24 protein-coding genes and 3 tRNA genes are annotated in these 25,465 nt (G+C 41.8%); 14 read left to right on the top strand and 13 right to left on the bottom strand.

From position 1 onward, the window contains the following. Nucleotides 1–153: 153 nt before the first annotated feature. The 4 genes from rep to mutH are packed head-to-tail and all read right to left on the bottom strand — an operon-like array spanning nt 154 to nt 3,883. Nucleotides 154–2,169, bottom strand: a complete 2,016-nt coding sequence (gene rep / locus EDC44_RS03405) for a DNA helicase Rep (RefSeq protein ID WP_131975373.1) — start codon at nt 2,167–2,169, stop codon at nt 154–156. Nucleotides 2,170–2,175: 6 nt separating this feature from the next. Then, nucleotides 2,176–2,391 (bottom strand): YceK/YidQ family lipoprotein, encoded by a 216-nt coding sequence (locus tag EDC44_RS03400; RefSeq protein WP_131975371.1) that lies wholly within the window; start codon nt 2,389–2,391, stop codon nt 2,176–2,178. Nucleotides 2,392–2,437: 46 nt separating this feature from the next. After that, nucleotides 2,438–3,160, bottom strand: coding sequence for a TerC family protein (locus EDC44_RS03395; RefSeq protein ID WP_131975369.1), 723 nt, complete (start codon nt 3,158–3,160; stop codon nt 2,438–2,440). A gap of 51 nt (nt 3,161–3,211) precedes the next feature. Beyond that, the gene (mutH, locus tag EDC44_RS03390; protein ID WP_131975367.1) at nt 3,212–3,883 is read right to left on the bottom strand and encodes a DNA mismatch repair endonuclease MutH; all 672 of its coding nucleotides are present in this window, start codon (nt 3,881–3,883) and stop codon (nt 3,212–3,214) included. A gap of 481 nt (nt 3,884–4,364) precedes the next feature. Between mutH and mutM the strand changes: the two genes are divergently transcribed. Next, a complete protein-coding gene (gene mutM / locus EDC44_RS03385) occupies nt 4,365–5,177 on the top strand; it encodes a bifunctional DNA-formamidopyrimidine glycosylase/DNA-(apurinic or apyrimidinic site) lyase (RefSeq protein ID WP_131975365.1) in 813 nt (270 codons plus the stop codon). A 34-nt stretch (nt 5,178–5,211) separates the two neighbouring features. Here the strand turns inward: mutM and purT are convergent, their stop codons facing one another. Continuing rightward, nucleotides 5,212–6,393 (bottom strand): formate-dependent phosphoribosylglycinamide formyltransferase, encoded by a 1,182-nt coding sequence (gene purT, locus EDC44_RS03380; protein WP_131975363.1) that lies wholly within the window; start codon nt 6,391–6,393, stop codon nt 5,212–5,214. 29 nt (nt 6,394–6,422) lie between these two features. After that, nucleotides 6,423–6,926, bottom strand: a complete 504-nt coding sequence (luxS, locus tag EDC44_RS03375) for an S-ribosylhomocysteine lyase (protein WP_131975361.1) — start codon at nt 6,924–6,926, stop codon at nt 6,423–6,425. 230 nt (nt 6,927–7,156) lie between these two features. Between luxS and EDC44_RS03370 the strand changes: the two genes are divergently transcribed. Then, a complete protein-coding gene (locus EDC44_RS03370; protein ID WP_131975359.1) occupies nt 7,157–8,275 on the top strand; it encodes an anhydro-N-acetylmuramic acid kinase in 1,119 nt (372 codons plus the stop codon). Between the two features lie 9 nt (nt 8,276–8,284). Continuing rightward, nucleotides 8,285–9,187: an N-acetylmuramic acid 6-phosphate etherase gene (gene murQ, locus EDC44_RS03365; RefSeq protein WP_131975357.1), complete on the top strand. Its 903-nt coding sequence runs from the start codon at nt 8,285–8,287 to the stop codon at nt 9,185–9,187. 5 nt (nt 9,188–9,192) lie between these two features. Here murQ and EDC44_RS03360 read toward each other — a convergent pair whose 3' ends face one another. Together EDC44_RS03360 and EDC44_RS03355 are read right to left on the bottom strand one after the other, a co-directional pair. After that, nucleotides 9,193–9,693 carry a YqaA family protein gene (locus EDC44_RS03360; RefSeq protein WP_131975355.1) on the bottom strand — a complete coding sequence of 167 codons (501 nt, stop codon included), beginning with the start codon at nt 9,691–9,693 and terminating at the stop codon, nt 9,193–9,195. Between the two features lie 27 nt (nt 9,694–9,720). Then, a complete protein-coding gene (locus tag EDC44_RS03355) occupies nt 9,721–10,326 on the bottom strand; it encodes a beta-phosphoglucomutase family hydrolase (RefSeq protein WP_131975404.1) in 606 nt (201 codons plus the stop codon). Between the two features lie 117 nt (nt 10,327–10,443). Here EDC44_RS03355 and EDC44_RS03350 point away from each other — a divergent pair, with 117 nt between their 5' ends. Next, nucleotides 10,444–10,824, top strand: a complete 381-nt coding sequence (locus EDC44_RS03350) for a hypothetical protein (protein ID WP_131975353.1) — start codon at nt 10,444–10,446, stop codon at nt 10,822–10,824. A 22-nt stretch (nt 10,825–10,846) separates the two neighbouring features. On the opposite strand, the gene EDC44_RS03345 is transcribed toward EDC44_RS03350, so the two are convergent. The 5 genes from EDC44_RS03345 to EDC44_RS03325 all read right to left on the bottom strand — a co-directional run bounded on the left by EDC44_RS03345 (nt 10,847) and on the right by EDC44_RS03325 (nt 13,082). Further along, the gene (locus EDC44_RS03345) at nt 10,847–12,142 is read right to left on the bottom strand and encodes an ammonium transporter (RefSeq protein ID WP_131975351.1); all 1,296 of its coding nucleotides are present in this window, start codon (nt 12,140–12,142) and stop codon (nt 10,847–10,849) included. A gap of 33 nt (nt 12,143–12,175) precedes the next feature. Continuing rightward, entirely contained in the window at nt 12,176–12,514 is a 339-nt protein-coding gene (locus tag EDC44_RS03340; protein ID WP_131975349.1) for a P-II family nitrogen regulator, read from the bottom strand. Nucleotides 12,515–12,752: 238 nt separating this feature from the next. Next, nucleotides 12,753–12,829 (bottom strand) — tRNA-Arg (locus tag EDC44_RS03335). Nucleotides 12,830–12,905: 76 nt separating this feature from the next. Beyond that, nucleotides 12,906–12,982: transfer RNA gene (locus tag EDC44_RS03330), tRNA-Arg, on the bottom strand. Nucleotides 12,983–12,992: 10 nt separating this feature from the next. Beyond that, nucleotides 12,993–13,082 (bottom strand) — tRNA-Ser (locus EDC44_RS03325). Between the two features lie 245 nt (nt 13,083–13,327). Here EDC44_RS03325 and EDC44_RS03320 point away from each other — a divergent pair. The 10 genes from EDC44_RS03320 to recF all read left to right on the top strand — a co-directional run bounded on the left by EDC44_RS03320 (nt 13,328) and on the right by recF (nt 25,091). Then, nucleotides 13,328–15,364: an OPT family oligopeptide transporter gene (locus tag EDC44_RS03320; protein ID WP_131975347.1), complete on the top strand. Its 2,037-nt coding sequence runs from the start codon at nt 13,328–13,330 to the stop codon at nt 15,362–15,364. 124 nt (nt 15,365–15,488) lie between these two features. Next, nucleotides 15,489–16,298: a 3'(2'),5'-bisphosphate nucleotidase CysQ gene (gene cysQ, locus EDC44_RS03315; RefSeq protein WP_131975345.1), complete on the top strand. Its 810-nt coding sequence runs from the start codon at nt 15,489–15,491 to the stop codon at nt 16,296–16,298. A 97-nt stretch (nt 16,299–16,395) separates the two neighbouring features. Continuing rightward, on the top strand, nt 16,396–17,898 hold the full coding sequence (gene zwf, locus EDC44_RS03310) for a glucose-6-phosphate dehydrogenase (RefSeq protein ID WP_131975343.1): 1,503 nt from the start codon (nt 16,396–16,398) through the stop codon (nt 17,896–17,898). 8 nt (nt 17,899–17,906) lie between these two features. Beyond that, the gene (gene pgl / locus EDC44_RS03305; RefSeq protein WP_131975341.1) at nt 17,907–18,605 is read left to right on the top strand and encodes a 6-phosphogluconolactonase; all 699 of its coding nucleotides are present in this window, start codon (nt 17,907–17,909) and stop codon (nt 18,603–18,605) included. Between the two features lie 44 nt (nt 18,606–18,649). After that, nucleotides 18,650–19,042, top strand: a complete 393-nt coding sequence (locus tag EDC44_RS03300) for a nucleotidyltransferase substrate binding protein (protein ID WP_131975339.1) — start codon at nt 18,650–18,652, stop codon at nt 19,040–19,042. A gap of 109 nt (nt 19,043–19,151) precedes the next feature. Further along, entirely contained in the window at nt 19,152–19,844 is a 693-nt protein-coding gene (locus tag EDC44_RS03295; protein ID WP_131975337.1) for an aspartate/glutamate racemase family protein, read from the top strand. A 59-nt stretch (nt 19,845–19,903) separates the two neighbouring features. Then, the gene (gene gnd, locus EDC44_RS03290; RefSeq protein WP_131975335.1) at nt 19,904–21,358 is read left to right on the top strand and encodes a decarboxylating NADP(+)-dependent phosphogluconate dehydrogenase; all 1,455 of its coding nucleotides are present in this window, start codon (nt 19,904–19,906) and stop codon (nt 21,356–21,358) included. Nucleotides 21,359–21,532: 174 nt separating this feature from the next. Further along, complete coding sequence (gene dnaA, locus EDC44_RS03285) at nt 21,533–22,888, top strand: chromosomal replication initiator protein DnaA (protein ID WP_243647894.1); 1,356 nt, start codon at nt 21,533–21,535, stop codon at nt 22,886–22,888. A gap of 10 nt (nt 22,889–22,898) precedes the next feature. Further along, nucleotides 22,899–23,999 (top strand): DNA polymerase III subunit beta, encoded by a 1,101-nt coding sequence (gene dnaN / locus EDC44_RS03280; RefSeq protein ID WP_131975331.1) that lies wholly within the window; start codon nt 22,899–22,901, stop codon nt 23,997–23,999. A 3-nt stretch (nt 24,000–24,002) separates the two neighbouring features. After that, complete coding sequence (gene recF, locus EDC44_RS03275) at nt 24,003–25,091, top strand: DNA replication/repair protein RecF (protein ID WP_131975329.1); 1,089 nt, start codon at nt 24,003–24,005, stop codon at nt 25,089–25,091. The last annotated feature ends 374 nt before the right edge of the window (nt 25,092–25,465 follow it).

The following is a 25,465-nucleotide window of genomic DNA, read 5'->3' as shown; positions in this document are numbered from 1 at the left end:
ATGGTAGTGTGGGGTTTCCCCATGTGAGAGTAGGACACCATCAGGTTCAAATTAAAGAAACCGCAATTTGAAAGAGTTGCGGTTTTTTTGTTTTTTAAGGTGTGTTGGTCGAGTAAAATTTTTGAAAATACACACCGCACTTTAAAGGCTATTTTAAGTTCTTTTTAATATTGCCCGTAAATTTGCGATATTAGCCGTGGTTTTTTGTTGTTTTTGAGCTTCGGTTAGCGGTGGTTTGTCTCGTTCCCATAATAAATTATCTTGCGGTAGTTCCAGCAAAAAACGGCTGGGCTCGGGACGGATGAGTTCGCCGAACTGACGGCGTTCTTTGCATAAAGTGAAACGTAAGGTTTGTTGGGCGCGGGTGATACCTACATAAGCTAAACGGCGTTCTTCTTCCACGTTGTTTTCATCAATGCTGGTTTGATGGGGTAAAATGCCTTCTTCCATACCTATTAAAAAAACGTGGGGAAATTCCAGACCTTTGGAGGCGTGCAGGGTCATTAATTGCACTTGATCGCTGTCTTCATCATCTTCACCGCGTTCCAGCATATCCCGTAAGGTTAAACGCGTGACAATTTGATTTAAATTCATCGGTTCATTAAATTCATCACCTTTAAACATACCGAGTACCCATTCAAATAAGGTCGCCACATTGCGTGCCTGTATTTCTGCCGCTTTCGGACTAGTCGCATATTCGTAGAGATATTCTTCATAATGTAATGAATTTAACATAGAACGCACCGCACTTTCCGGTTCGGAACGCACAGCCTGATCGCTTAATTCCACTACCCAGCGGGCGAATTTTTGCAAGGCATCATAAGCACGCGGTGTTAAGCGTTGAATCAGTTCAAAATCGAAAATGGCTTCAAATAAACTGACGTGCTTTTCATTAGCCAGTTGCCCTAGTTTTTCCAGGGTTGCCGTGCCGATTTCCCGTTTCGGCGTATTCACAATACGTAAAAAAGCCGAGTCATCATCTTGATTAACGAGTAACCGTAAATAAGCCATCATATCCTTGATTTCTACACGGGAAAAAAAGGATGTTCCGCCGGAAATTTTGTAAGGAATACGGTTTTGCATTAATAACTTTTCTAATAAGCGGGATTGGTGATTGCCACGATACAAAATCGCATAATCTTTGTATTTGGTTTTATTGGTAAAGCGATGTGCGATTAATTCGCCAATTACACGTTCGGCTTCTTGATCTTCATTTTTTGCTTCAATAATTTGTAGTTTTTCTCCTTCGCCTAAATTGGAAAAGAGTTTTTTATCAAATACGTGATCGTTGTTATCGATTAAAATATTGGCACAATGCAAAATTCGTTGAGTGGAACGATAATTTTGTTCTAATTTAATGACTTGTAATTTGGGGAAATCATCCCGCAGCCGTACCATATTTTGCGGCCGGGCACCACGCCAGGAGTAAATCGACTGATCGTCATCACCCACCACAGTAAAACAGGATCGTTCGCCTACTAGCAGTTTGATGAGTTCATATTGGCTGGTGTTGGTATCTTGATATTCATCTACCAGTAAATAGCGAATTTTTTCCTGCCATTTTGACCGCACTTCGTCGTTTTGCTTAAACAGCAATGTCGGCAACATAATCAAATCATCAAAATCCAAAGCGTTATAAGCCCGAATTTGTGTGGCATAACGCTCATAACATGTTGCAAAAGTCTGCTGTTTTTCATCGCGGGCAATACGCAACGCCTGCCGGGGGGAAATGAGATCATTTTTCCAGTTGGAAATAGTAGAAATTAGTTCTCGCAATAAATCTTTATCTTCCGACAACAGATCCGCCGTTAATTCTTTCAGCAATGCCATTTGATCATGTTCGTCAAATAAGGTCATATTGCTTTTAAAGCCTAAATATTTGTATTCCCGTTTGATAATATCAAATCCTAAGGTGTGGAAGGTGGAAACAATCAACCCTTTGCTCTGTTCTTTGCCGATAGAATGGGCCACCCGCTCTTTCATTTCACGAGCAGCTTTATTGGTGAATGTTACGGCAGCAATTTGTTTCGGTAAATAGCCGCAGTTTGCCACAAGATGAGCGATTTTATTGATAATCACGCGAGTTTTACCGGAACCGGCACCGGCTAAAACCAGACAGGGGCCGGATACATATTCAACGGCTTGTTGTTGTTGTGGATTGAGTTTCATTGTTCACTATTCCTGAGACCAAACATAAGGCAAAAGTGCGGTGTCTAACAGAAAAGAAAGGGGCAGATCAATAATTGGTAATCCCCATTTTCCCGCCATTTCCAAATCGTATTTTGAGCCGGCATAAGCGGTATAAGGCTTGCCGGGAGCAATCAGTTGCACTATTGTTCCACAACTGTTTAGCGTGAAAGAAAATGTAATAAGAAGTAAGATTTTTTTCATTGCATTATAATAGGTTAGGACGGCGTAATATACCGTCCTACGGAGATTAAGGCTTTTTAATTAAACGCTTACGCATTTTGATATTAATTATTTCCACTACCACAGAGAATGCCATGGCGAAATAAATATAACCTTTCGGGATATGGAATTCCAAACCTTCTGCCATTAAAGTTACCCCGATCAAAATTAAGAAAGATAATGCCAAAACTTTTAATGTCGGGTGAGCATCCACAAAATCACCGATTGATTTGGCGGCGAACATCATTACTGCAACCGCTAAAATTACGGCAATTATCATTACTTCAAGGTTATCCACCATACCTACGGCGGTGATCACGGAGTCTAGTGAAAATACCATATCCAGAATGGCAATTTGCACTAATACGCTGAAGAAACTAACGGATTTTTTGACCGCACTTTCATGTTCTTCTTCCGGTGATATAGCATGGTGAATTTCATGAGTACTTTTTGCCACTAAGAAAAGACCGCCGATAAGTAAAATTAAATCCCGACCGGAAATTTCATTGTCAAAAGCAGTGAATAACGGTGTGGTGAGTTTCATTACCCAAGCAAGGGAGAATAATAGTAAAATCCGCATAAACATTGCCAAACCTAAACCGATTAAACGGCCTGATTGGCGTTGGTTTTCCGGTAATCTGCCTACTAAGATACTGATGAAAATGATGTTATCAATACCTAGCACGATTTCAAGTGACGTTAACGTTAATAAGGCAATCCAGGCTTCGGGACTGGCTAACCATTCAAACATAATAATAAAGTTCCTATTGTATAAAATTAGAGCAAGATAATAGCAGAGTTATCAGGGCAACGCCATATATTGTTGCAGGATTTCCGCGGTAAATTCTTTGCGTAAATAAAACCCTAAAGGTAAGGTGTCAATCAGTTCGCCTTGCTGCCCTATGCCTTTTGTTACAGCCTTACTATTTGCTCCTTTCGGTCGTAGTTGTAATACTTCACCGATGCGGGCATTAATCTGATGTAATTTACCCAATACGATATAATCCATTAATTCTTCCCAATCGCGGCGTAGGCGTTCCTCTTGTTGCGTGGACGGTTGCCATAAAATAGGCGAGCCGATATGCCGCTGTGCCAACGGAATTTGGCGTTCGCCTTCGATGGGGATCCAGAGCACGCAAGAGAGTTTGTGGCGAACGTGGGATGTTGCCCAATGCACACCGGTATTTTGTACCAACGGTGCCAGGCTCACAAAAGTGGTTTCTAAGGGAAAGCCTTGTGAATTGATGGGAATGGTTTTTAGCTCAATACCTAAATGGGCAAAATCCTGTTCCGGTTTACTGCCTGCTTTTGCCCCCAAGGCAGTTTCCAGTAACATGCCTACCCAGCCCTTGTCCCGTTTTAAATCCGGCGGCACGGGAATATGCAATTCCTTTGCCAGTTGCCCGAATGTCAACCCTGCAATAGACTTGGCTCGTTCTAATAATTCGTCCGTCGATAGCGGCTGTCGATACATAGTATATCCTTGTTTAAGAAATAATCAGTGTTGTTTTTCATGATTTTACCTATTTGTGAAATTTTATATTTATAACTTATTCTATTGAAATATAACAAAAAATTTCTAAAAAACAAACCGCACTTTTTATTTGATTTCAACTTAGTAAGGTTATTCAATTAATCGACCACAATTTTATCCACAGAAAAATGGGATAACTCACAGATTGAAGAACGTCATTGTATTTATATATTTCAAACTGTTTGCTGCGATTATTTTATAGCGATAAATTGATTAAAAAATGTGACATTAAGTGCGGTAGGATTTTGTCAAGATTTCATTGGTTAAGAAATAAAAGATCGCAATACGATCTTAAAAAGATCCTGATGCCGCTGACACTTTTAAGCGGAAATATTTCGTTATCCCTTGTAAATTCACAAATTATACACAAAGTTATCCACAAATCCGTTAAAATATTCTAAAAAAGTATATAGGAGCCAGTATGCCTGAATTACCTGAAGTTGAAACCGCTAAAAACGGTATTATGCCTTATTTAAAAGGCTTTGAAATAAAAGAAATTATTGTCCGTCAACCGAAATTACGTTGGGAAGTGAGTCCTGAATTGCAGAAACTGCATTATGTGAAAATAACGGATCTCAGCCGTCGGGCAAAATATCTGATTATAGAAACAGAACAGGGTTATATTATCGGCCATCTCGGTATGTCCGGTTCCGTGCGGATCGTTTCAGAAACAGACAGTGTGGATAAACATGATCATGTGGATATTGTGATGAATAACGGCAAAATCATGCGTTACAACGATCCCCGCCGTTTTGGTGCATGGTTATGGACAGATAATCTCGATGAATTTCATCTGTTTTTAAAGTTAGGTCCTGAACCATTGTCCGATGAATTTACTGCTGAGTATTTATTTCGCAAAAGTCGCAAAAAACGCACCGCACTTAAATCCTTTTTAATGGATAATGCCGTGGTGGTGGGCATAGGAAATATTTATGCCAATGAAGTACTGTTCCAATGCGGATTACACCCGCTTAAACCGGCAGAAAAACTCACCCGTAAACAATGTGAGCTGTTAGTTACCGCCATTAAAGCCGAGCTTGCCCGCGCTATTCAACAAGGTGGCACAACGCTGAAGGACTTTTTACAGCCGGACGGCCGCCCCGGTTACTTTGCTCAAGAACTGCAAGTATATGGTCACAAAGACCGGCCGTGCCCAAAGTGCGGTACAAAAATTGAAAGTTTAGTGGTGGGGCAGCGAAATAGTTACCTGTGTCCGAAGTGTCAGAAAAAGTAATGATATTAAAAAGGGGGATTGACCCCCTTTCAAATTATAATGTAATGTCTAATTTTTCATAAGCCCGTTCAGCTTTCATTAAGGCTTTTTCCACACTTTCATCGCGAGCCAAAATTACGCCCATTCTGCGGTGGCCGTTTACTTCGCCTTTACCGAATAAACGGATATTGGTGTTCGGTTCCGCTAAGACTGCCGCAAGATTGCCAAATTGCACTTGGTTTGACGTGCCTTCCACTACAATGGCTTTCGATGCGGACGGACTGATCAAATTAATTTCAGGGATCGGTAAGCCTAGAATCGCACGGGCGTGTAGTGCGAATTCAGACAGTTCTTGTGAAATTAATGTCACCATTCCTGTGTCGTGCGGGCGTGGGGACACTTCGTTAAAAATCACATCATCACCGCACACAAACATTTCTACCCCGAAAACTCCGCGACCGCCTAAAGCACCGGTGATTTTTTCTGCGATATCTTGGGCTTTTTGCAGTGCTGTTTCAGGCATTGTTTGCGGTTGCCAGGATTCGCGATAGTCGCCTTCTTCTTGGCGGTGGCCGATTGGTGCTAAGAAAGATGTGCCGCCGATATGACGAACCGTAAGCAAAGTGATTTCATAATCGAATTTCACAAAGCCTTCCACAATCACACGGTCTGCACCGGCTCTGCCGCCTTGTTGGGCGTAATCCCAAGCTTTTGGCATATCATCAAAGGATTTTAAAATACTTTGACCGTGACCGGATGAACTCATAATCGGTTTGACAACGCAAGGAACGCCGATTTTTTTCACTGCACTTTGGAAATCGGCAAAGTTATCCACGAATTGATAATTAGATGTCGGCAAGCCTAATTCTTCGCTGGCTAAACGGCGGATACCTTCGCGGTTCATTGTCAGTTTAGTGGCTTTTGCTGTCGGGATCACATTAAAGCCGGCTTGTTCCAATTTCACCAAGGTATCGGTGGCAATAGCTTCTACTTCCGGCACAATATAATCTGGGCGTTCTTTTTCCGCTAAGGCACGCAAAGCATCGCCATCTAACATTGAGATCGTATAAGCACGGTGTGCCACTTGTTGCGCCGGAGCGTTTTCGTAGCGATCCACTGCGATCACTTCCACGCCTAAACGCTGTAATTCAATCGCGACTTCTTTGCCTAATTCGCCGGAACCGAGCATCATAACTTTAGTTGCCGTTGGGGTAAGCGGTGTACCGAGAGTAGTCATATTTTTTTCCTTTTAATTAATGTTGCAAATTACGCTAAAAATTTTTCGTCTAATAATAAATCGTCATTTTTATTAATGCCGATACCGCGTTCGATCACTTGACGGGCAGTGGCGTGAGCCTCACTTAAAGAATGTTCCGTATAAGTCCCGCATTGATAAATATTGAGTTCCGGAATTTGAGTTTGATCTTGCACGGTCAGTACATCGTACATTGCCGCAAGCCAGGCATCTGCCACACGCTGTTCCGCCGGTGAACCAATTAAGCTCATATAAAAACCGGTGCGGCAGCCCATTGGGGAAATATCAATAATTTCCACATCGTTCGCATTTAAATGTTCACGCATAAAACCGGCGAATAAATGTTCAAGAGTGTGGATGCCTTTTGGCGATATCAGCTCTTTATTTGGCACACAGAAACGCAAATCGAATACAGAAATCACATCGCCTTTCGGGGTTTGCATGGTTTTGGCGATCCGCACAGCGGGAGCTTTCATAATGGTGTGATCTACTTTGAAACTGTCGAGTAATGGCATAATTTTTCCTTGCTAAAGAATTTTTTGAATTTATTTGAACTTTCCGGAGCCTTGCCGGTCTTAGAATACAAGCAACTTGCAGTTGTTTTTATAAAATTGGTTCCTTAGGTTATTTTGCCGCTCTTATTAGTTAGAGCGGCTTTTTTTCGTGCTTATTTTACCCCATTGTAATCTTTGATACTATAATAAAATAAATAATGGCCAACAGACTCTAGTAACCCGAATACAAAATGAAACCAAAATATTATATCGGCGTAATGTCCGGTACCAGTTTAGACGGCGTGGATTTAGCATTAATGGATTTTGCGAAACCGCAAGGTAGGCTGCTTGCCACGGATTTTACGCCAATGCCCGCCGATTTACGCCGGGATCTCACCGCACTTTTTACAGGATCGACGACATTGCAGCAATTGGGCGAGATCGATCATCGTTTAGGCGGACTTTATGCTCAAGCCATCAATCAATTTCTTCGCAAAGTGCGGTTAAATGCGGATGACATTATCGCCATCGGCTGCCACGGACAAACGGTGTGGCATTCGCCGAACAGTCAACATCCTTTTACTATGCAAATCGGTGATATGAATTTAGTTGCCGCTCAAACAGGCATTACGGTGATTGGTGATTTCCGTCGTAAAGATATGGCGGTAGGCGGGCAAGGTGCTCCGTTAGTGCCGGCATTTCACCAAGCGGTGTGGGCGAAAGCGGATTGTGTCACCGTGGTATTGAATATCGGCGGTATCAGTAATATTTCCGTGTTAATGCCGAATGGGTCTGTTATCGGCTATGATACCGGTCCCGGCAATGCTTTAATGGACAGCTGGATTGAACGGCATTTAGGCAAATCTTATGATGCAAACGGTGATTGGGCGAAAACAGGAAGCGTGAATAAAACTCTGTTAGCCCTACTATTACAAGACCCCTTTTTTCAATTATCGCCACCGAAAAGTACCGGTCGCGAGTTGTTTAATCTGCCTTGGTTGGATAAAATTTTGCAAAAAAGCACCGCACTTTCCGTGTTACCGCCGCAAAATGTGCAAGCTACTTTATTAGCTTTTACTGTTCAGTCAGTAGTGAATGAATTGCATAAAATCCGTACTCCATTGCCTTGCCGTTTGCTGGTGTGTGGCGGTGGAACGAAAAATCAATTATTAATGCAAAATCTCACCGCACTTTTGCCCCAATGGCAAGTGAGCGATACCAATGCGCAAGGCTTGGACGGCGATTTTGTGGAAGCCGCCGCCTTTGCATGGCTGGCTTATCGCCGAATTCATAATCTGCCGTCTAATATGCCGAGCGTGACCGGTGCAAAAAGTGCGGTCAGTTTGGGCGTAATTTTTCCTGCCATATAAAACGAGATCATAATGAAAGAAAATCTATTAAATACCTTAGCTCAAATGATTACGGAACAGCGTAATCCCACATCAATGCAATTAGATGAAATGTCAGCGTTGGATATTGTGACCTTGATGAATCAGCAAGATCAGCAAGTACCTTTAGCTATCGAAAAAGTGCTGCCACAAATCGCTCAGACGGTGGAAGCCATTGTACAAGCCTTTCGGCAAGGCGGTCGATTAATTTATATGGGGGCGGGCACCAGCGGGCGTTTGGGCGTGTTGGATGCGTCGGAATGTCCGCCGACCTTTGGTGTGCCGAATACCATGGTAGTGGGCTTAATTGCCGGCGGTGAACGAGCTATTCGCAATGCGGTGGAAGGTGCGGAGGATAATGCTCAAGCTGGCGAACAGGATCTGAAAGCCATCCGGCTGACGGCAAAAGATGTGGTTGTAGGAATTGCGGCCAGCGGCCGCACGCCGTATGTCATTGGCGGACTCAATTATGCCAATCAGTTAGGTTGCACAACGGTTTCTATTGCAAGTAATCCAAACTCTGCAATGTCGCAAATAGTGAAAATTGCCATTGATACGATAGTCGGTCCGGAAGTTTTAACGGGATCGAGTCGCTTAAAGTCCGGCACGGCACAAAAACTGGTGGCAAATATGCTCACCACCGCCAGTATGGTGTTAGTCGGAAAATGCTACCAGAATTTAATGGTGGATGTGCAAGCCAGTAATGAAAAGCTCAAAGCTCGTGCGGTGCGAATTGTGATGCAAGCCACTGATTGCGATAAAACCGCTGCGGAGTTCACATTACAGCAAGCGGATAATAATGCTAAATTGGCTATTATGATGATTTTAAGCGGATTGGAACGTACTGAAGCGGAAGCGTTATTGGCAAAACAGAACGGGCGGATTCGAGGGTAATTAATTTACAAGTGTTCTCCAATCACTATCATCGGTTTCAATAAAAACAGCAAAAAAACGTACCGCACTATTTTGCCTATAACGATGAAAAGTACGGTGGATTTTGGGTTTAATCTGAGCCAGCCTGCAATAGCACAAAGCAAATCGCCCACAATTGGTAACCAACTGAAAAACAACATCGGTGTGCCGTAGCGTTGGATTTTGGCTATTGCCCATTGTGTTTTGGCATTGTCTTGTTGGCTTTGCGGAAACCAGCGGCCGATCCAGTAGGTGCTTAAACTGCCTAAGCTATTACCCAGCACCGCAATCAATACTAGCCATAGTAAAGGCGATGAAAAGTAGTCGTTGTCTTGCAGAAAAATTGATGAAGCATAGCCGAGAAACACCGCTTCGGAATTGCCGGGCAGCACTGTCGCACTTAAAAATGCGCTGACGAACATAATCCACAGTTGATTATGTAGGAAAAATCCCGCCCAGAAATCCCAAGAAAGTAATAGATCAAACATTTTTTCCCGTTTGTTCATTGTCATAAACTATTTTTTAATCAGTTCGTGAGTGCGGACATCAAACACGTGCATGCCACCGGCAAGTGCCGCTTGCACACCGAGATCCGCATCTTCAAACACTAAGCATTGTGCGGGTTTTTGTTGAATTAATTCCGCACAACGTAAAAAGGTTTCCGGATGGGGCTTGTGTTTCGTCACATCTTCTGCGGTTACGACGGCATTGAAATATTGGTGCAAGTCTAATTTGGTCATCAACATTTGAGTGATTTCTTTTAATGAACCTGTGCCTAAGGCCAACGGTTTTTTGCCGTGGAAATGCGCCACCACTTTGAAAGCCGGCAAAAGTGCGGCTTCTTTTTGCAAAATTTCGCGGCCAAAATCACGTTTTAATTGTACTACGCGGTTCACGCTTTCTTCTGTGATAGGCACGCCGTATTTTTTCATGGTTTCCCGTGCAATGGTATGTACGGAAGCACCGGCAAATTGATACATCACATCACCGCTGAGGGGATAACCGATCACTTCGCCCACTTTTTCCCAGGCTTTGGCGTGACAAGTCATGGAATCGATTAATGTACCGTCCATATCAAAAATCAACCCGCTATATTGGTTAATAATGGCTTTATCTAATATCATTTTGTGTTACTCCAATAAATCTTTCCTATTTTGCAAGAATTTTTTAATCTTTGCACTGTTTTATTTGCAAATATTCAGGTACATTACTTCGATATAAATTATTTTGAGTAGAGTATGAAAGTTTTTCAGCGCTTGCAATTACTTCAAGCCCGTCAATTGATTAATCAGAATATTCAAGACACGGTCATTCATATTATGCAATATTTGGTGGAAAAGTATGGAGTGGATGTTGATTGTCCGCAAGTGGAAATTTTATTAATTCATTTGGCGAATGCACTGGGAAGAATTTCTCGTCAAGGTTGTGCACAACCGTTGAATCATTTGATTTATGCAGAAATTCAAAACTCCTTGATTTTTCCTAAAGTGATGCGGATCCATTTGGCTTTATTAGACAAAATACCGTTTGAAGTGCCTTATAATGAACAAACGCATATGATTGCTAATTTGTATTCTTTGGCTTTGTCACAACCGAAAATATTAACCGCCGCAGAATAACCGCGGCGGTAATATGTTGTATTTATTCCACGCGTTCGCCGTGAGAAGCCAAGTCTAAACCTTTACGTTCATCATCGCATTCAACCCGCAAACCGATAGTTTTATCAATGATTTTCAATAAGATAAAACTACCGATACCACTGTATAGAATTGTGATTAACACGCTTTCCGTTTGTCGCCAAAGTGTAGTGTCCGTACCGGAAATATCAGGAGATACAAACACGCCTGTTAAGATAGCCCCTGCAATACCGCCAATGCCGTGGATGCCGAAGGCATCTAGCGTATCGTCATAACCAAGCCAATATTTAAGTCTGGTTACACTGATGAAACATACAATGCTGGTGATAATACCGATTGCTAAAGCACTTTGTACGGAAACAAAGCCTGCTGCCGGTGTGATACCCACTAAGCCTGCGACTACACCGGAAGCTAAACCGAGAGCGGACGGTTTATATTTCAAGCAAACTTCTGTTAATATCCATGCCAATGCACCTGCTGCCGCAGCAATTTGGGTGGTGGCTAATGCCATTCCTGCGCGACCGTCCGCTGCTAAGGCAGAACCTGCGTTGAAGCCGAACCAACCGATCCAAAGCATAGCCGTACCGATTAATGTCAACACTAAGTTGTGTGGTGCCATAGTTTCTCTGCCATATCCTATGCGTTTACCCACTAAAATTGCGGCAACTAATCCCGCCACACCGGCATTGATATGAATTACCGTACCGCCGGCATAATCCAATACGCCGTCAGCGGCTAGCCAGCCGTCCATGCCCCATACCCAGTGAGCTGTCGGCACATAAATTAATAGTGACCATAATCCCACAAACACCATTAATGCAGAGAATTTCATACGTTCGGCAAAGGCTCCGGTAATAATTGCTCCGGCAATTACCGCAAATGCCATTTGAAAAATCATAAAAACCGATTCGGGAATTGTCGATGCTCCGGGATAAACGGTTAATTGATTTTTTTCCGTCAACACGTTTAAGCCATTCAAAAAGAAACGATCGGCACCGCCGATAAACGCATTGTTTGGCGTAAATGTCAGGCTATAACCGAAGCATAGCCAAATCATAGCGATCATACAGCAGATAGCAAAGCTCTGAACCATTGTGGCTAATACGTTCTTTTTACGTACCATACCCGCATAAAATAATGCTAAGCCGGGAATGGTCATAAATAAGACGAGAATTGCCGATACGCTCACCCAAGTGGTATCACCGGAATCCAAAATTGACATCGGTTGCCGCCAGCTGCTCACATCGGCATAAGCTAAGCCGGGGAAAAGTAGGGATAAAGCAAGAAGTTGTTTTTTCATATTGTGTTCCTTTCCGAGTAAAAATTAAAAAAATCAGACCGCACTTTCGTCGGTTTCACCGGTGCGGATACGCACAACGCGTTCCAGTGGTTTTACGAAAATCTTACCGTCGCCGATTTTGCCGGATTGTGCTGCGGAGCAAATAGCTTCGATTGCAGGTTCAAGCATATTGTCGGTGAGAGCGATATCAATTTGTACTTTAGGAATAAAATCGATCACATATTCCGCACCGCGATAGAGTTCGGTGTGACCTTTTTGCCGACCAAAGCCTTTCACTTCGCTGATGGTCATTCCTTGAATACCGATGTCGTAAAGTGCATCGCGCACTTCATCTAAGCGGAAAGGTTGAATAATTGCAGTGAGTTGTTTCATTTTTAGATCCTCTTATTGGTTTTAATTTAGGTTTAATAAGAGGTTAGTAGAACCGGATTAATAAAATCAAATTATTTGTTGATAGATTTTAATATTATTTGATTGTACCTGAATTTTGTTCAGCGAAATTTGTATTTAATTAAGTGCTATTTAATTTTTATTAAAGTGCGGTGGAAAATCAGCAGAATTTACTGAAAATAAAATTTAAAACTACGGGGAATAAAAGATTTGTAAGAAATGGCGCACCCGAAAGGATTCGAACCTTTGACCGCTCGGTTCGTAGCCGAGTACTCTATCCAGCTGAGCTACGGGTGCGTGATATTGGGAATAACTAATATTGATAAACAAATTATACATTTCTCATTTTACATTTCACTAGAGTAGAATGAAATGGCGCACCCGAAAGGATTCGAACCTTTGACCGCTCGGTTCGTAGCCGAGTACTCTATCCAGCTGAGCTACGGGTGCACAGAGTAAATGGCGGTGAGAGAGGGATTCGAACCCTCGATACAGTTTCCCATATACACCCTTAGCAGGGGTGCGCCTTCAGCCTCTCGGCCATCTCACCGCAATCGGTTTGTGGGCGGTATGATACTTTTTTTTGAAAATAAGTCAAATTATTTTTCTTGTTTTGTTCTAAAAATTTCATTGATTGACTGATTTATCTACAATATTTTATTGAAACTATATGATTTTTTGTCATTGATCATAAAATTTGTATAAATTGTTTTTCAAATAGGGGGAGTATCGGGTACGATGTGTCCGGATTTATTTACAGTTTTATAAAATAAGTAATAATAAAAAGGATCTATTATGAAAAATAATAATGTTATTTATTCACCTAATCCGGATCTCCACGAGCTCACTTTTCGCGGTATCCTGTTAGGTGCTTTAATTACCATGGTGTTTACCGCATCAAACGTGTATCTGGGGTTGAAAGTCGGTTTAACCTTTGCCTCTTCAATTCCTGCTGCGGTAATTTCTATGGCAGTGTTGAAAATGTTTTCCCAATCGAATATTTTGGAAAACAATATGGTTCAAACACAGGCTTCTGCGGCAGGTACGTTATCTTCGGTTATTTTTGTATTGCCCGGTTTATTGATGATGGGATATTGGCAGGATTTTCCGTTTTGGCAAACCATGTTGCTTTGTGCTTCGGGCGGTATTTTAGGTGTGATCTTTACTATTCCTTTGCGTAACGTAATGGTTACTCGCAGTGAATTGCCTTATCCTGAAGGCGTTGCGGCGGCTGAGATCTTAAAAGCGGGGAATCATGAGGAAACCGGAAATGATTCCGGGGCGAAAGAAATTCTTGCGGGGGCATTGGTTTCCGGGGTAGTCGCATTTTTAACCAGTGGATTACGTGTGATTGCCGACGGTGCAAGTTATTGGTTTAAATCCGGTAATGCCATATTTCAAATACCGATGGGCTTTTCGTTAGCGTTATTGGGGGCCGGTTATTTAGTCGGTATTATCGGCGGTATTGCTATTTTATTCGGTATTTTCTTTGCTTGGGCAATCGCCGTACCGTATTTCAGTTCGGCTTTACCAATGCCGGCAGATAGCGATATGATTGGCTATGCCATGACCATTTGGAAAGAAAAAGTCCGGTTTATCGGAGTCGGTACGATCGGCATTGCTGCGATTTGGACATTATTAACGTTAATGAAACCGATGATTGAAGGAATGACCAATTCTTTCCGTTCATTAAAAAATCCGAATGCGAAAGAACATAATCGTTTAGAGCAGGATTTATCGCCGAAAACCATGATTTATATTACTTTGGCGACGGTGGCGGTTATCGCTTTTTCATTATTTAATTTCATCAGTGCGGTAGCTATTTCGCCGGAAGTCACCATTTTATTAATTGTCGTGTGTACGTTATTTTCGGTTGGTATCGGCTTTTTTGTTGCGGCCGCCTGTGGTTATATGGCGGGTTTGGTCGGATCATCTTCCAGCCCGATTTCGGGTATCGGCATTATTTCCGTAGTGGTTATTTCCGTCGTATTAATGATGATTGGCAACAGTACCGGCTTGTTAGATAATGTAGAAGGTCAACAATTTTTGACCGCATTGACCATTTTCTCCGGTTCTTTGGTGGTAACCACAGCTGCGATTTCCAACGATAACCTGCAAGATCTGAAAACAGGTCTGTTAGTGAAAGCTACCCCTTGGCGACAAGAAGTTGCATTGATCATTGGTTGCATTATCGGGGCGTTGGTTATTGCCCCCGTATTGGAAATGTTATATCACGCTTACGGTTTCACCGGAGCATTGCCGCGTGAAGGCATGGATCCGTCGCAAGCCTTATCTGCACCGCAAGCTACATTGATGATGACGATTGCCAAAGGTATTTTTTCTCAGAATTTGGAATGGACTTATATTTTCACCGGTGTGTGTTTTGGTGCTATTTTAATTGTGATTGATATATTCTTAAAGAAAATTACCGCTAAACGTTTTGCATTACCGGCATTAGCCGTGGGTATGGGCATTTATTTACCGCCTTCTGTAAACACGCCGATTGTGACGGGGGCGATTTTAGTTTGGTTTATTAAACGCCATCTTAGCCGTTATGCCAAAGCTAAAGGGAAAGATGAAAATACACTGCAAAAAACCGGTGAACGTTACGGCACATTATTTGCCGCAGGGTTAATTGTCGGAGAAAGTTTAATCGGCGTATTGCTTGCTTTTGTGATCGCAGCCTCTGTCACATCGGGCGGTTCCGAAGCACCATTGGCATTATCTTTAGACAATTGGGCTATTCCGTCACAAATTTTAGGATTGGCGGTATTCGTAAGCGGTTTGATTATTTTCACCCTTCGCGTATTACGAGCCAAAAAATCAGTTTGATGATGTGATTATCAAAGTAAAATATCAATAGTGCGGTCGTTTCCGCACTATTTTTTTCTATTACTTACAGACTCTAACTGTTATACTGACACTCATGGCAAATGACGTTTCGGGAGCATGAATAATGTTGGAATTATCGCAAAAATTATTGAACGATGTATTACAAATTGCTCATCAGGCGGGCAGGCATCTGCGTGAATTCTATCAACAGTCCGTAGATATTCAAATCAAATCCGATAATACTCCCGTCACCAATGCCGATTTATTTATCAGCCGATTTTTAACGGAAAAACTGACCGCACTTACACCGAATATTCCCGTGTTATCGGAAGAATGTTGCGATATTTCTCTTGCACAGCGCCAACAATGGCAATCTTATTGGATTATTGATCCCCTGGATGGCACTCAGCAATTCATTAACAGAACGGATCAATTCGCCGTTTTAATTGCGTTAGTGCAGCATAATCGTTCGGTGTTGGGCGTGATTCATGCCCCGATACTTGAGCGTACTTTTTATGCCATGAAAGGTTTTGGTGCGTTTAAATGCGTTGCACATCAGACTTCTCGTTTAAACGCGCGTGAATTGGATTTTTCCCGTCCGATAAAAATTGCACTCGGTTCAAAGTCTGCACAAAAACGTTTACAACCAATGCTTAAACCTGAATATCAATACGAATTTGTTATTTTTGGTTCCAGCGGTTTAAAAAGCACTTTAGTGGCGGACGGTGAAGCGGATTGTTACGTACGTCAAGGTAAAACCGGCGAATGGGATACCGCCGCTTCGGAAATATTACTGGAAGAGATCGGTGGAATCATTTGTAATACGGCATTTCGTCCGCTGGTATATAATCAGCGAGATAGTTTGGAAAATCCCGATTTTCTGATGTTGTGTTCCAAACAGGCACAATGGCGGGAATTATTTGATTTTAACTAATTGCATTCTTTGGTAAAAACGATTAGTAAAATAACTGCAAAATATCGCATAATCATCAATGCAGACTTAACATTTTTATAACAAGGACAATAGAAATATGTTTCTACAAGATAACAGTATTATTACCATTTTCGGTGCTTCCGGCGATTTAACCCACCGCAAGCTCATTCCGGCACTGTATCATCTTTATGCGGCGAAAAAATTGCCGCAAGATTTTGCCGTATTAGGTGTGGCCCGCACCGAATATAGTGATGTTGAATTCCGTGAAAAGATGCAAGAAATCGTCACAAAAAATGAAAAAGTAGAACCAGATATTTTCGCCGAGTTTTTAAATCATGTTTATTATCAAACGGTAGAAACCGCCAATGCAGCAGATTACGAGAAAGTCAAAGTGCGGTTAGAAGAATTAGAATATTTGCACAGTACTCACGGTAATGTTTTATATTATATATCCACACCGCCAAGTTTATATGGCGTAATTCCTGAATGTTTGGCTGCACATAATCTAAATAGCGAAGAACACGGCTGGAAACGTTTGGTGGTGGAAAAACCTTTCGGTTACGATTTGGCATCCGCGATCAAATTGGATGAACAAATTCACTATTATTTTCAAGAACATCAAATTTATCGTATCGACCATTATTTAGGTAAGGAAACCGTACAAAACTTGCTCGTGTTGCGTTTTTCCAACGGATTATTCGAACCGCTATGGAATCGTAACTACATTGATTATGTGGAAATCACCGGTGCTGAATCTATCGGTGTTGAAGAGCGCGGCGGCTATTATGAAGGTGCCGGAGCCATGCGTGATATGTTCCAAAATCATTTATTACAAGTCCTGGCATTAGTGGCGATGGAATCTCCTGCCGTCATTAATGCGGATTCATTGCGTAATGAAGTGGTGAAAGTATTGCAAAGCCTGCATCCGATGTCTGAGCAGGATTTAGAGGAAAACCTTGTTCTGGGACAATATACCCGCTCTAAAGTACGTGGTGAAGAAGTGGTAAGCTATCGAGAAGAAAAAGGCGTGGATCCGCAATCACGTACCGAAACCTATATGGCATTACGTTTACAAATCGACAACTGGCGTTGGTCTGGCGTGCCGTTTTATGTGAGAACGGGCAAACGCTTACCGACCCGGGTCACGGAAATTGTGGTACATTTTAAACGTACACCGCACCCGGTATTTAGCCAGAATGCGCCGGAAAATAAATTAATTATCCGCGTGCAACCTGATGAAGGCATTGTCATGAGTTTTGGCTTAAAACAGCCTGGTGCAGGTTTTAGTGCACAAGAAGTTTCCATGGATTTCCATTACGATGATTTGGGCGATACCACATTGCTTAGTGGTTATGAACGTCTTTTATTGGATGCGTTAAATGGCGATGCGTCATTATTTACCCGTAGCGATGCAGTGCAGGCGTGCTGGCGTTTTGTACAACCGATTTTAGATTATAAAACCCATTTGGATTCCAAATTGCACGGCTATGCTTGTGGTACATGGGGGCCGGAAGCCGCCGATAAATTAATGGCAAAAAACGGCCGCGAATGGCGTCATCCGTGTAAAAATCTCACCAATACCAATTATTGTGAATTATAGGAATCACTATGAATTATCACGTTTTTACCACGGCACAAGCTGTCGTAGAAAAAATTGCCGATGAGTTTGTTACATACAGCGAACAAAATCGCCCTGTACATATTTCACTTTCCGGCGGAAGTACGCCGAAATTATTATTTAAAATCTTGGCGGCAGAACCCTATGCCATAAAAGTGCGGTGGGAAAATCTGCATTTTTGGTGGGGCGATGAGCGTATGGTGGAACCAAATGATCCGGAAAGCAATTACGGTGAAGTGCAAAAATTATTATTTGATCATATTCAAATTCCCGTACAAAATATTCACCGAATTTGCGGTGAAAACGAACCGCACTTTGAATTGGAACGCTTTACCAAAGAGCTTGAAATCGTACCAAATGCTGAATTCGATTGGATTATTTTGGGTATGGGAACGGACGGGCACACCGCATCATTATTCCCGCATCAAACGGATTTTAACGATCCGAATTTAGCCGTGATAGCCAAACATCCGCAAAATGAGCAAATCCGAATTTCCAAAACGGCGAAATTAATTGGACTGGCAAAACGTGTCACCTATCTGGTGATCGGCGATTCCAAAGCAGAAATTTTAAAAGAAATCCAAGACAATCCGGCAGAAAATCTGCCTTATCCGGCAGCGAAAATCCACGCCAAGAACGGTATGACGGAATGGTATTTGGATGCGGATGCGGCGAACCTGTTAAAATAATTGAAAAACCGACCGCACTTTTTATGAGATTAAGGATAAAATCCATGTTAGATATTACCCCGTTAAAAAATGTCGTATTGCGGTTAGATGAAGGATTAAAACGTTATCAATCGGATATTTCCGATACCCAAATTCGTGATGGTTTGATTCAACGTTTTGAATTTACTTATGAATTAAGTCATAAAATGCTCAAACGTTATTTGGAATCGGTTTCACCGACACCGGATTTATTCGATAAAATTTCTTTTCAGGAGCTGATTCGTCGTGCCAACGAACAAGATTTATTATTAGGAAATTGGACGGATTGGCGGCAATATCGGGAAATACGTAGCAGAACCGGCCATACTTATGACGAAAATATTGCAGTCGAAGTTGTTGCAGATATTCCAAAATTTTTAACGGAAGCAATTTATTTAACAGAAAAACTGGAAAAATAATTATGTTGAATATGCAACCGGAACATTTAAAAATCGTGCAGGCTATTTTAAAGCGGCATGTGCCAAATTTTGCAATAATATTACTTTTTTATCACTAATGGAGTTAAAAATGAAAACCTTAGGCATTATTGGAGGTATGAGTCCTGAAAGTACGGTAACCTATTACAATGAAATTAACCGTTTAGTTAATCAAAAAATGGGGAAAAATACTTCTGCCCCAATTGTGATGGTGAGCGTAGAATTTGAAGAAATTGTACAGTACCAAAAAACCGGACAATGGGAACGAGCGGGCGAGATTTTAGCAGATTCTGCAAAAAAATTAGTACAGATTGGTGCGGATGGTATCGTACTTGCGACTAATACAATGCACAAAGTGGCACCGCAAATTATTGAAGCGATTAATATTCCTTTTCTGCATATTCTAGATGCTACAGCCGATGCGATTAAAGCTCAAGGTTTAACTAAAGTGGCTTTACTTGGAACACGTTTTACGATGCAGGATAATTTTTATCGTGAGGGTTTGGCACAGCGCGGTATTATTGCTATCGTACCAAATGATAAGGTACAAACGGAAATTCATCGTATTATTTTTGAAGAACTTTGTATTGGCCAATTTATCGAAACATCAAAACAGTTTTATTTACAAACTATTACAGAACTTGCTCAATTAGGTGCTGAAGGTGTAATTTTGGGCTGTACAGAAATTGGTTTATTAGTACAACAAGAAGATTTCACATTGCCTTTTTTTGATACGGCACAGCTTCATAGCCAAATGGCGGCAAAATTCGTATTAGAAAAATAACAATTTAAAATGTGCAATTTAGATTGCTCGTAATCAGTTCAACACAACAGGAGAAAAAAATGTCAATGAAAGGTGATATCGGCGTTATCGGTTTAGCGGTAATGGGACAGAATTTAATTTTAAATATGAATGACAACGGCTTTAAAGTAGTGGCGTATAACCGCACTACTGCTAAAGTTGATGAGTTTTTACAAGGTGCGGCAAAAGGTACGAATATTATCGGAGCATATTCATTACAAGATCTCGCGGATAAACTTGAAAAACCGCGTAAAGTAATGTTAATGGTGCGTGCCGGTGATGTAGTGGATCAGTTTATTGATTCTTTACTACCTTACTTAGAAACAGGCGATATCATTATCGACGGTGGTAATTCAAATTATCCGGATTCAACCCGTCGCACTAAAGCCTTGGCTGAAAAAGGTATTCGCTTTATCGGTTCCGGCGTTTCCGGCGGTGAAGAAGGGGCCCGTCACGGACCATCGATTATGCCGGGCGGTAATGAAGAAGCATGGCCTTATGTAAAACCGATTTTACAGGCCATTTCCGCTAAAACCGACAAAGGAGAACCTTGCTGTGACTGGGTGGGGAAAGACGGTGCCGGGCATTTCGTGAAAATGGTACACAACGGTATCGAATACGGCGATATGCAATTAATCTGCGAAGCCTATAACTTCTTAAAAGACGGTTTGGGGTTAAGCTATGATGAAATGCAGTCTATTTTTGCCGAATGGAAAAAAACCGAACTTGACAGCTATTTGATTGATATTACAACCGATATTCTAGGTTACAAAGACACCGATGGCGAGCCATTAGTGGAAAAAATCCTAGACACAGCCGGTCAAAAAGGGACGGGTAAATGGACGGGGATCAATGCCTTGGATTTAGGTATTCCGTTGACTTTAATTACAGAATCTGTATTTGCCCGTTGTGTATCATCTTTTAAAGATCAACGCACAGCATTAGAAAACAGCTTTAAGAAAACCGTCGGCACTGTTGAAGGCGACAAAAAAGTCTGGATTGAAGCGGTACGCCAAGCATTGTTGGCATCAAAAATCATTTCTTATGCACAAGGCTTTATGTTAATTCGCGAAGCATCCGAAAACAACAACTGGAATATCAACTACGGCGGTACTGCATTATTATGGCGTGAAGGCTGTATTATTCGCAGTGCGTTCTTAGGCAACATCCGTGATGCTTATGAAGCAAATCCGGATTTAGTGTTCTTAGGCACCGACCCATACTTCAAAGGTATCTTGGAAAACTGCTTGAGCAACTGGCGCAAAGTGGTGGCAAAAGCTATCGAAATCGGTATTCCAATGCCTTGTATGGCATCGGCTATCACCTTCTTAGACGGCTACACCACAGCTCGTTTACCGGCGAACTTGTTGCAGGCTCAACGCGACTATTTCGGTGCTCACACCTATGAACGCACCGACAAACCGCGTGGTGAGTTTTTTCACACTAACTGGACAGGTCGCGGTGGTAATACGGCATCAACCACTTATGATGTATAATTAAAATTAGATATCGGGGCAATATTTGCCCCGAATTTTTGCTTACCAAATTCCCTTCAAGATCTCAAACGATCTTTTTATCTTTTTTTGCATCTTGGTTACAGATCTTTTGCCCGCTTTATTGTAAAATCTCTGCCATTGCAATTAACTTTTTTAGATAAAACGGAGTTTTCTGTGTCATCACTGTGGCAAGACTGCCTTACCCAATTACAAGATCAAATCGAACGCAGCCAATATGATGTGTTTATCAAACCCCTACAAGCGGATGAGATGAACGGCAAGATTGTGCTTTATGCGCCGAATATTATGATCGTGAACTGGGTAAAAGAAAAATTTTGGACATTGATAGAAGACAGCTTACGTTTTATCAGTAAAAATCCGGAATTTTCCGTGAAAATCCAGCAAGGCTTAAAGCCGGTGCGGGAAGTTGCGGTTCAGCCGGTTATTGAAGCGAATAACATCGAAAAAAGTGCGGTGGATTCTGACAAAGAATCGCAAAGCGATTTTCGTTCCAATCTCAACACCAAATATGTGTTTGAAAATTTCGTGGAAGGTAAATCCAACCAAATGGCACGAGCGGTGGCACAAAAAGTCGCACAGAATCCCGGCGATCCCACTTCAAACCCGTTTTTCTTATATGGCGGTACCGGTTTAGGTAAGACCCACTTATTGCATGCTATCGGCAACGAAATTCTGGCGAATGACCCGAATGCCCAGGTGTTGTATATCCATTCCGAACGTTTTGTGCAGGAAATGGTGAAAGCCTTACGCACCGATACTATTGAAAAATTTAAAAAATTCTACCGCTCTTTAGATGCTTTGTTGATTGATGATATTCAATTCTTTGCCGATAAAGATCGCACACAAATTGAATTTTTCCATACCTTCAACAGTTTATTTGAAGGCGGACGACAAATTATTCTGACTTCCGACCGCTATCCGAAAGAAATTGACAAAATCGAAGAGCGGTTAAAATCCCGTTTCGGTTGGGGATTAAGCATTGCCATCGAACCACCGGATGTAGAAACCCGCGTGGCGATTTTATTGAAAAAAGCGGAAGAAAATAATATTGTCTTACCGGAAGAAGTCGCGTTTTTTATCGGTCAACGGTTGCGTACCAATGTGCGAGAATTGGAAGGGGCGTTAAACCGCATTAAAGCCACCGCCAATTTCACCGGCAAACCTATTGATATTGATTTTGTGCGTGATGCTTTGAAAGATATGTTAGCCGTGCAGGAACGTTTGGTGACCATTGATAATATTCAAAAAGTGGTAGCGGAATACTATCGTATTAAAGTCTCCGATTTAAAATCCAAAGTGCGTACCAAACAAATCGCTCATCCGCGACAACTTGCAATGGCATTAGCAAAAGAATTGACTAACCGCAGTTTGCCGGAAATCGGCAAAGCCTTTGGTGACCGCGATCACACAACCGTGTTACACGCGTGCCGGGCGGTGGATAAACGTTGCAAAGAAGACAACAGTACACAGGAAGATTATTCCAATTTAATTAGAACATTATCAGCATAAGGGGCAGACGATGCAGTTTATTATTTCTCGTGAAAATCTGTTAAAACCATTACAACAAGTTTGCGGTGTATTGAGCAGTCGCCCAAATATTCCGGTGCTTAACAATGTGTTATTGAACATCGATAACGGCGTGTTGACCATTACCGGTACGGATCTTGAAGTGGAATTATCCACCCGCACCCAATTGGTTTCTGCCAGTGATAATGGGTCTTATACCATCCCGGCAAAAAAATTCTTGGATATCTGTCGTAGTCTGCCTGATGAGGCAGAAATCAATGTTAGTTTTGAAGATGATCGTGCCTTGATTAAATCCGGTCGCAGTAAATTTAATCTCACCACGCTACCGGCACAGGAATACCCGAATTTAGAAAATTGGCAGTCCGAAGTGGAATTTAGCATTGAACAGGTGACACTACGCCGTTTAATCGAAGCGACCCAATTTTCCATGGCAAACCAAGATGCCCGTTATTTTTTAAACGGAATGAAGTTTGAAACCGAAGGTAATTTATTACGTACCGTCGCTACCGACGGTCACCGTTTGGCAGTTTGTACCATTCCTTTAGATCAAGATCTACAAAATTATTCCGTGATTTTGCCACGTAAAGGGGTGTTGGAATTAGTGCGTTTGTTGGAAGCTAACGAGCAACCGGCTACCTTGCAAATCGGCACCAATAATTTACGCGTACAATTAGGCAATATTACTTTCACATCAAAACTCATTGACGGCCGTTTCCCTGATTATCGACGTGTATTACCACGGGATGCCAGCCAGATCTTAGAAGCCGACTGGAATGCGTTAAAACAAGCCTTTGTGCGTATGGCGATTTTATCCAGCGAACGCTTCCGCAGTGTACGTTTGATCTTAGAACAAAACCAATTGAAAATCACCGCTACCAATCCGGAACAGGAAGAAGGCGAAGAAATCGTTGATGTATCATACAACGGTAATCCGATGGAAGTGGGTTTTAATGTCAGCTATATTTTAGATGTATTGAATGCTTTGAAATGCAGCCAAGTGAGAATGCGTTTAACGGATTCATCGTCCAGTTGCTTAATTGAAGACTGCGAAGATCCGAGTGCGGAATATGTAATTATGCCGATGCGTTTGTAGTTTATGGCAATTTCACGCTTACTCATTGAAAATTTTCGTAATTTAAAAGCCGTCGATCTGGAATTTGATCACGGCTTCAATTTCTTAATGGGCAATAACGGCAGTGGCAAAACCAGTTTATTAGAAGCTATTTTCTATCTCGGTCACGGCAGATCCTTCAAAAGTGCGGTCAGTAATCGCATAATTTCCTATGATGAACCGCACTTTACCTTACACGGTAAAATTCAAGAACAGCAACATCATTGGTCGGTAGGCTTACAAAAACATCGCCAAGGCAACACAATTGTAAAAATCAATGGCGAAGATGGTAATAAAATTGCCGATCTTGCTCATTTATTGCCAATGCAAATCATCACCCCGGAAGGCTTAACTTTATTAAACGGCGGACCAAGCTATCGCCGGGCTTTCTTAGATTGGGGCTTATTTCATCATCAAACCGGCTTTCATTCAGCGTGGTCAAACTTACACCGTTTACTCAAACAACGCAATTCTGCCTTACAGCAAACCACGCATTATGCCCCGCTGAAAATTTGGGACGTGGAGCTGGCCAAATTAGCACATCAGGTAACTGAATGGCGGGCAAATTACGCCGAAGCTTTACGCCCTGAAATAGAACAAACCTGCCGATTATTTTTACCAGAACTGGAAATCAGTGTGAGTTTTCATCAAGGTTGGGAAAAAAATACTGAGTATGCCGACTTATTAGCCGTGCATTTTGAGCGTGATAAAACCATGGGTTACACAGCCTCAGGTCCACAACGTGCGGATTTCCGTTTCAAAGCTAACGGACTTCCCGTGGAAGATGTGCTTTCTCGCGGACAACTTAAACTTTTAATGTGTGCCCTACGCCTTGCCCAAGGCGAACACCTAATGCTCGAAAAACAACGCCACTGCATTTTCCTCATCGACGACTTCGCCTCCGAACTGGATCAAACTAAGCGTAGCTTATTAGCCGAACGCCTGCAACAAAGCGGCTCGCAAGTGTTTGTCACTGCGATTACTCAAGATCAACTAAAACAAATGCAGCCGGAAAAACACCGCACTTTTGGGGTGGATAATGGCAAATTGCAACTATGGAATGAAAGTTTATAGCTTTGATAAATTTTTTTGCCTAATGCTGTGCTATATGGGATAACTCAGTTATCGCAATATTCTTTTGTTTAGATAACATTTCTTTTAAATACGACAGAGATAGAATCTTGTTGTATTCCTTATTATAAGTTACTAGAACATAGTAAATATCAAATATAGTGGCTTGGACACTTATCAAAAATATTGAATAGCATTTAGCTATGATTACCCTCCTGTATTATGGAACTGATATTCAAGATATATATAGTTATTTTTAATATTAAAAAATCTGTTTTAATTTTATAAAACATTATTTTGTTTTTGTTGATTTGTGGTTTTAGGTGTTGTACTATATACACAAATGAAAAAAACACTGATCTTGAGCGAAGTAAAGA

The sequence above is a fragment of the Cricetibacter osteomyelitidis genome, from assembly GCF_004340985.1.
Lineage (GTDB): Bacteria > Pseudomonadota > Gammaproteobacteria > Enterobacterales > Pasteurellaceae > Cricetibacter > Cricetibacter osteomyelitidis.
The sequence above is the reverse complement of the archived record's forward strand: the minus strand, read 5'-3'. Positions and strand labels throughout refer to the sequence as shown.

Coding starts and splice junctions, on each gene's coding strand:
- recF (WP_131975329.1), top strand. CDS start 24,003: ATGGCAATTTCACGCTTACTCATTGAAAATTTTCGTAATTTAAAAGCC.
- EDC44_RS03395 (WP_131975369.1), bottom strand. CDS start 3,160: ATGTTTGAATGGTTAGCCAGTCCCGAAGCCTGGATTGCCTTATTAACG.
- EDC44_RS03360 (WP_131975355.1), bottom strand. CDS start 9,693: ATGTTTGATCTATTACTTTCTTGGGATTTCTGGGCGGGATTTTTCCTA.
- EDC44_RS03350 (WP_131975353.1), top strand. CDS start 10,444: ATGAAAGTTTTTCAGCGCTTGCAATTACTTCAAGCCCGTCAATTGATT.
- purT (WP_131975363.1), bottom strand. CDS start 6,393: ATGACTACTCTCGGTACACCGCTTACCCCAACGGCAACTAAAGTTATG.
- EDC44_RS03320 (WP_131975347.1), top strand. CDS start 13,328: ATGAAAAATAATAATGTTATTTATTCACCTAATCCGGATCTCCACGAG.
- EDC44_RS03345 (WP_131975351.1), bottom strand. CDS start 12,142: ATGAAAAAACAACTTCTTGCTTTATCCCTACTTTTCCCCGGCTTAGCT.
- gnd (WP_131975335.1), top strand. CDS start 19,904: ATGTCAATGAAAGGTGATATCGGCGTTATCGGTTTAGCGGTAATGGGA.
- EDC44_RS03300 (WP_131975339.1), top strand. CDS start 18,650: ATGTTAGATATTACCCCGTTAAAAAATGTCGTATTGCGGTTAGATGAA.
- rep (WP_131975373.1), bottom strand. CDS start 2,169: ATGAAACTCAATCCACAACAACAACAAGCCGTTGAATATGTATCCGGC.
- dnaN (WP_131975331.1), top strand. CDS start 22,899: ATGCAGTTTATTATTTCTCGTGAAAATCTGTTAAAACCATTACAACAA.
- EDC44_RS03295 (WP_131975337.1), top strand. CDS start 19,152: ATGAAAACCTTAGGCATTATTGGAGGTATGAGTCCTGAAAGTACGGTA.
- mutM (WP_131975365.1), top strand. CDS start 4,365: ATGCCTGAATTACCTGAAGTTGAAACCGCTAAAAACGGTATTATGCCT.
- EDC44_RS03370 (WP_131975359.1), top strand. CDS start 7,157: ATGAAACCAAAATATTATATCGGCGTAATGTCCGGTACCAGTTTAGAC.
- EDC44_RS03400 (WP_131975371.1), bottom strand. CDS start 2,391: ATGAAAAAAATCTTACTTCTTATTACATTTTCTTTCACGCTAAACAGT.
- luxS (WP_131975361.1), bottom strand. CDS start 6,926: ATGCCATTACTCGACAGTTTCAAAGTAGATCACACCATTATGAAAGCT.
- mutH (WP_131975367.1), bottom strand. CDS start 3,883: ATGTATCGACAGCCGCTATCGACGGACGAATTATTAGAACGAGCCAAG.
- pgl (WP_131975341.1), top strand. CDS start 17,907: ATGAATTATCACGTTTTTACCACGGCACAAGCTGTCGTAGAAAAAATT.
- cysQ (WP_131975345.1), top strand. CDS start 15,489: ATGTTGGAATTATCGCAAAAATTATTGAACGATGTATTACAAATTGCT.
- EDC44_RS03340 (WP_131975349.1), bottom strand. CDS start 12,514: ATGAAACAACTCACTGCAATTATTCAACCTTTCCGCTTAGATGAAGTG.
- zwf (WP_131975343.1), top strand. CDS start 16,396: ATGTTTCTACAAGATAACAGTATTATTACCATTTTCGGTGCTTCCGGC.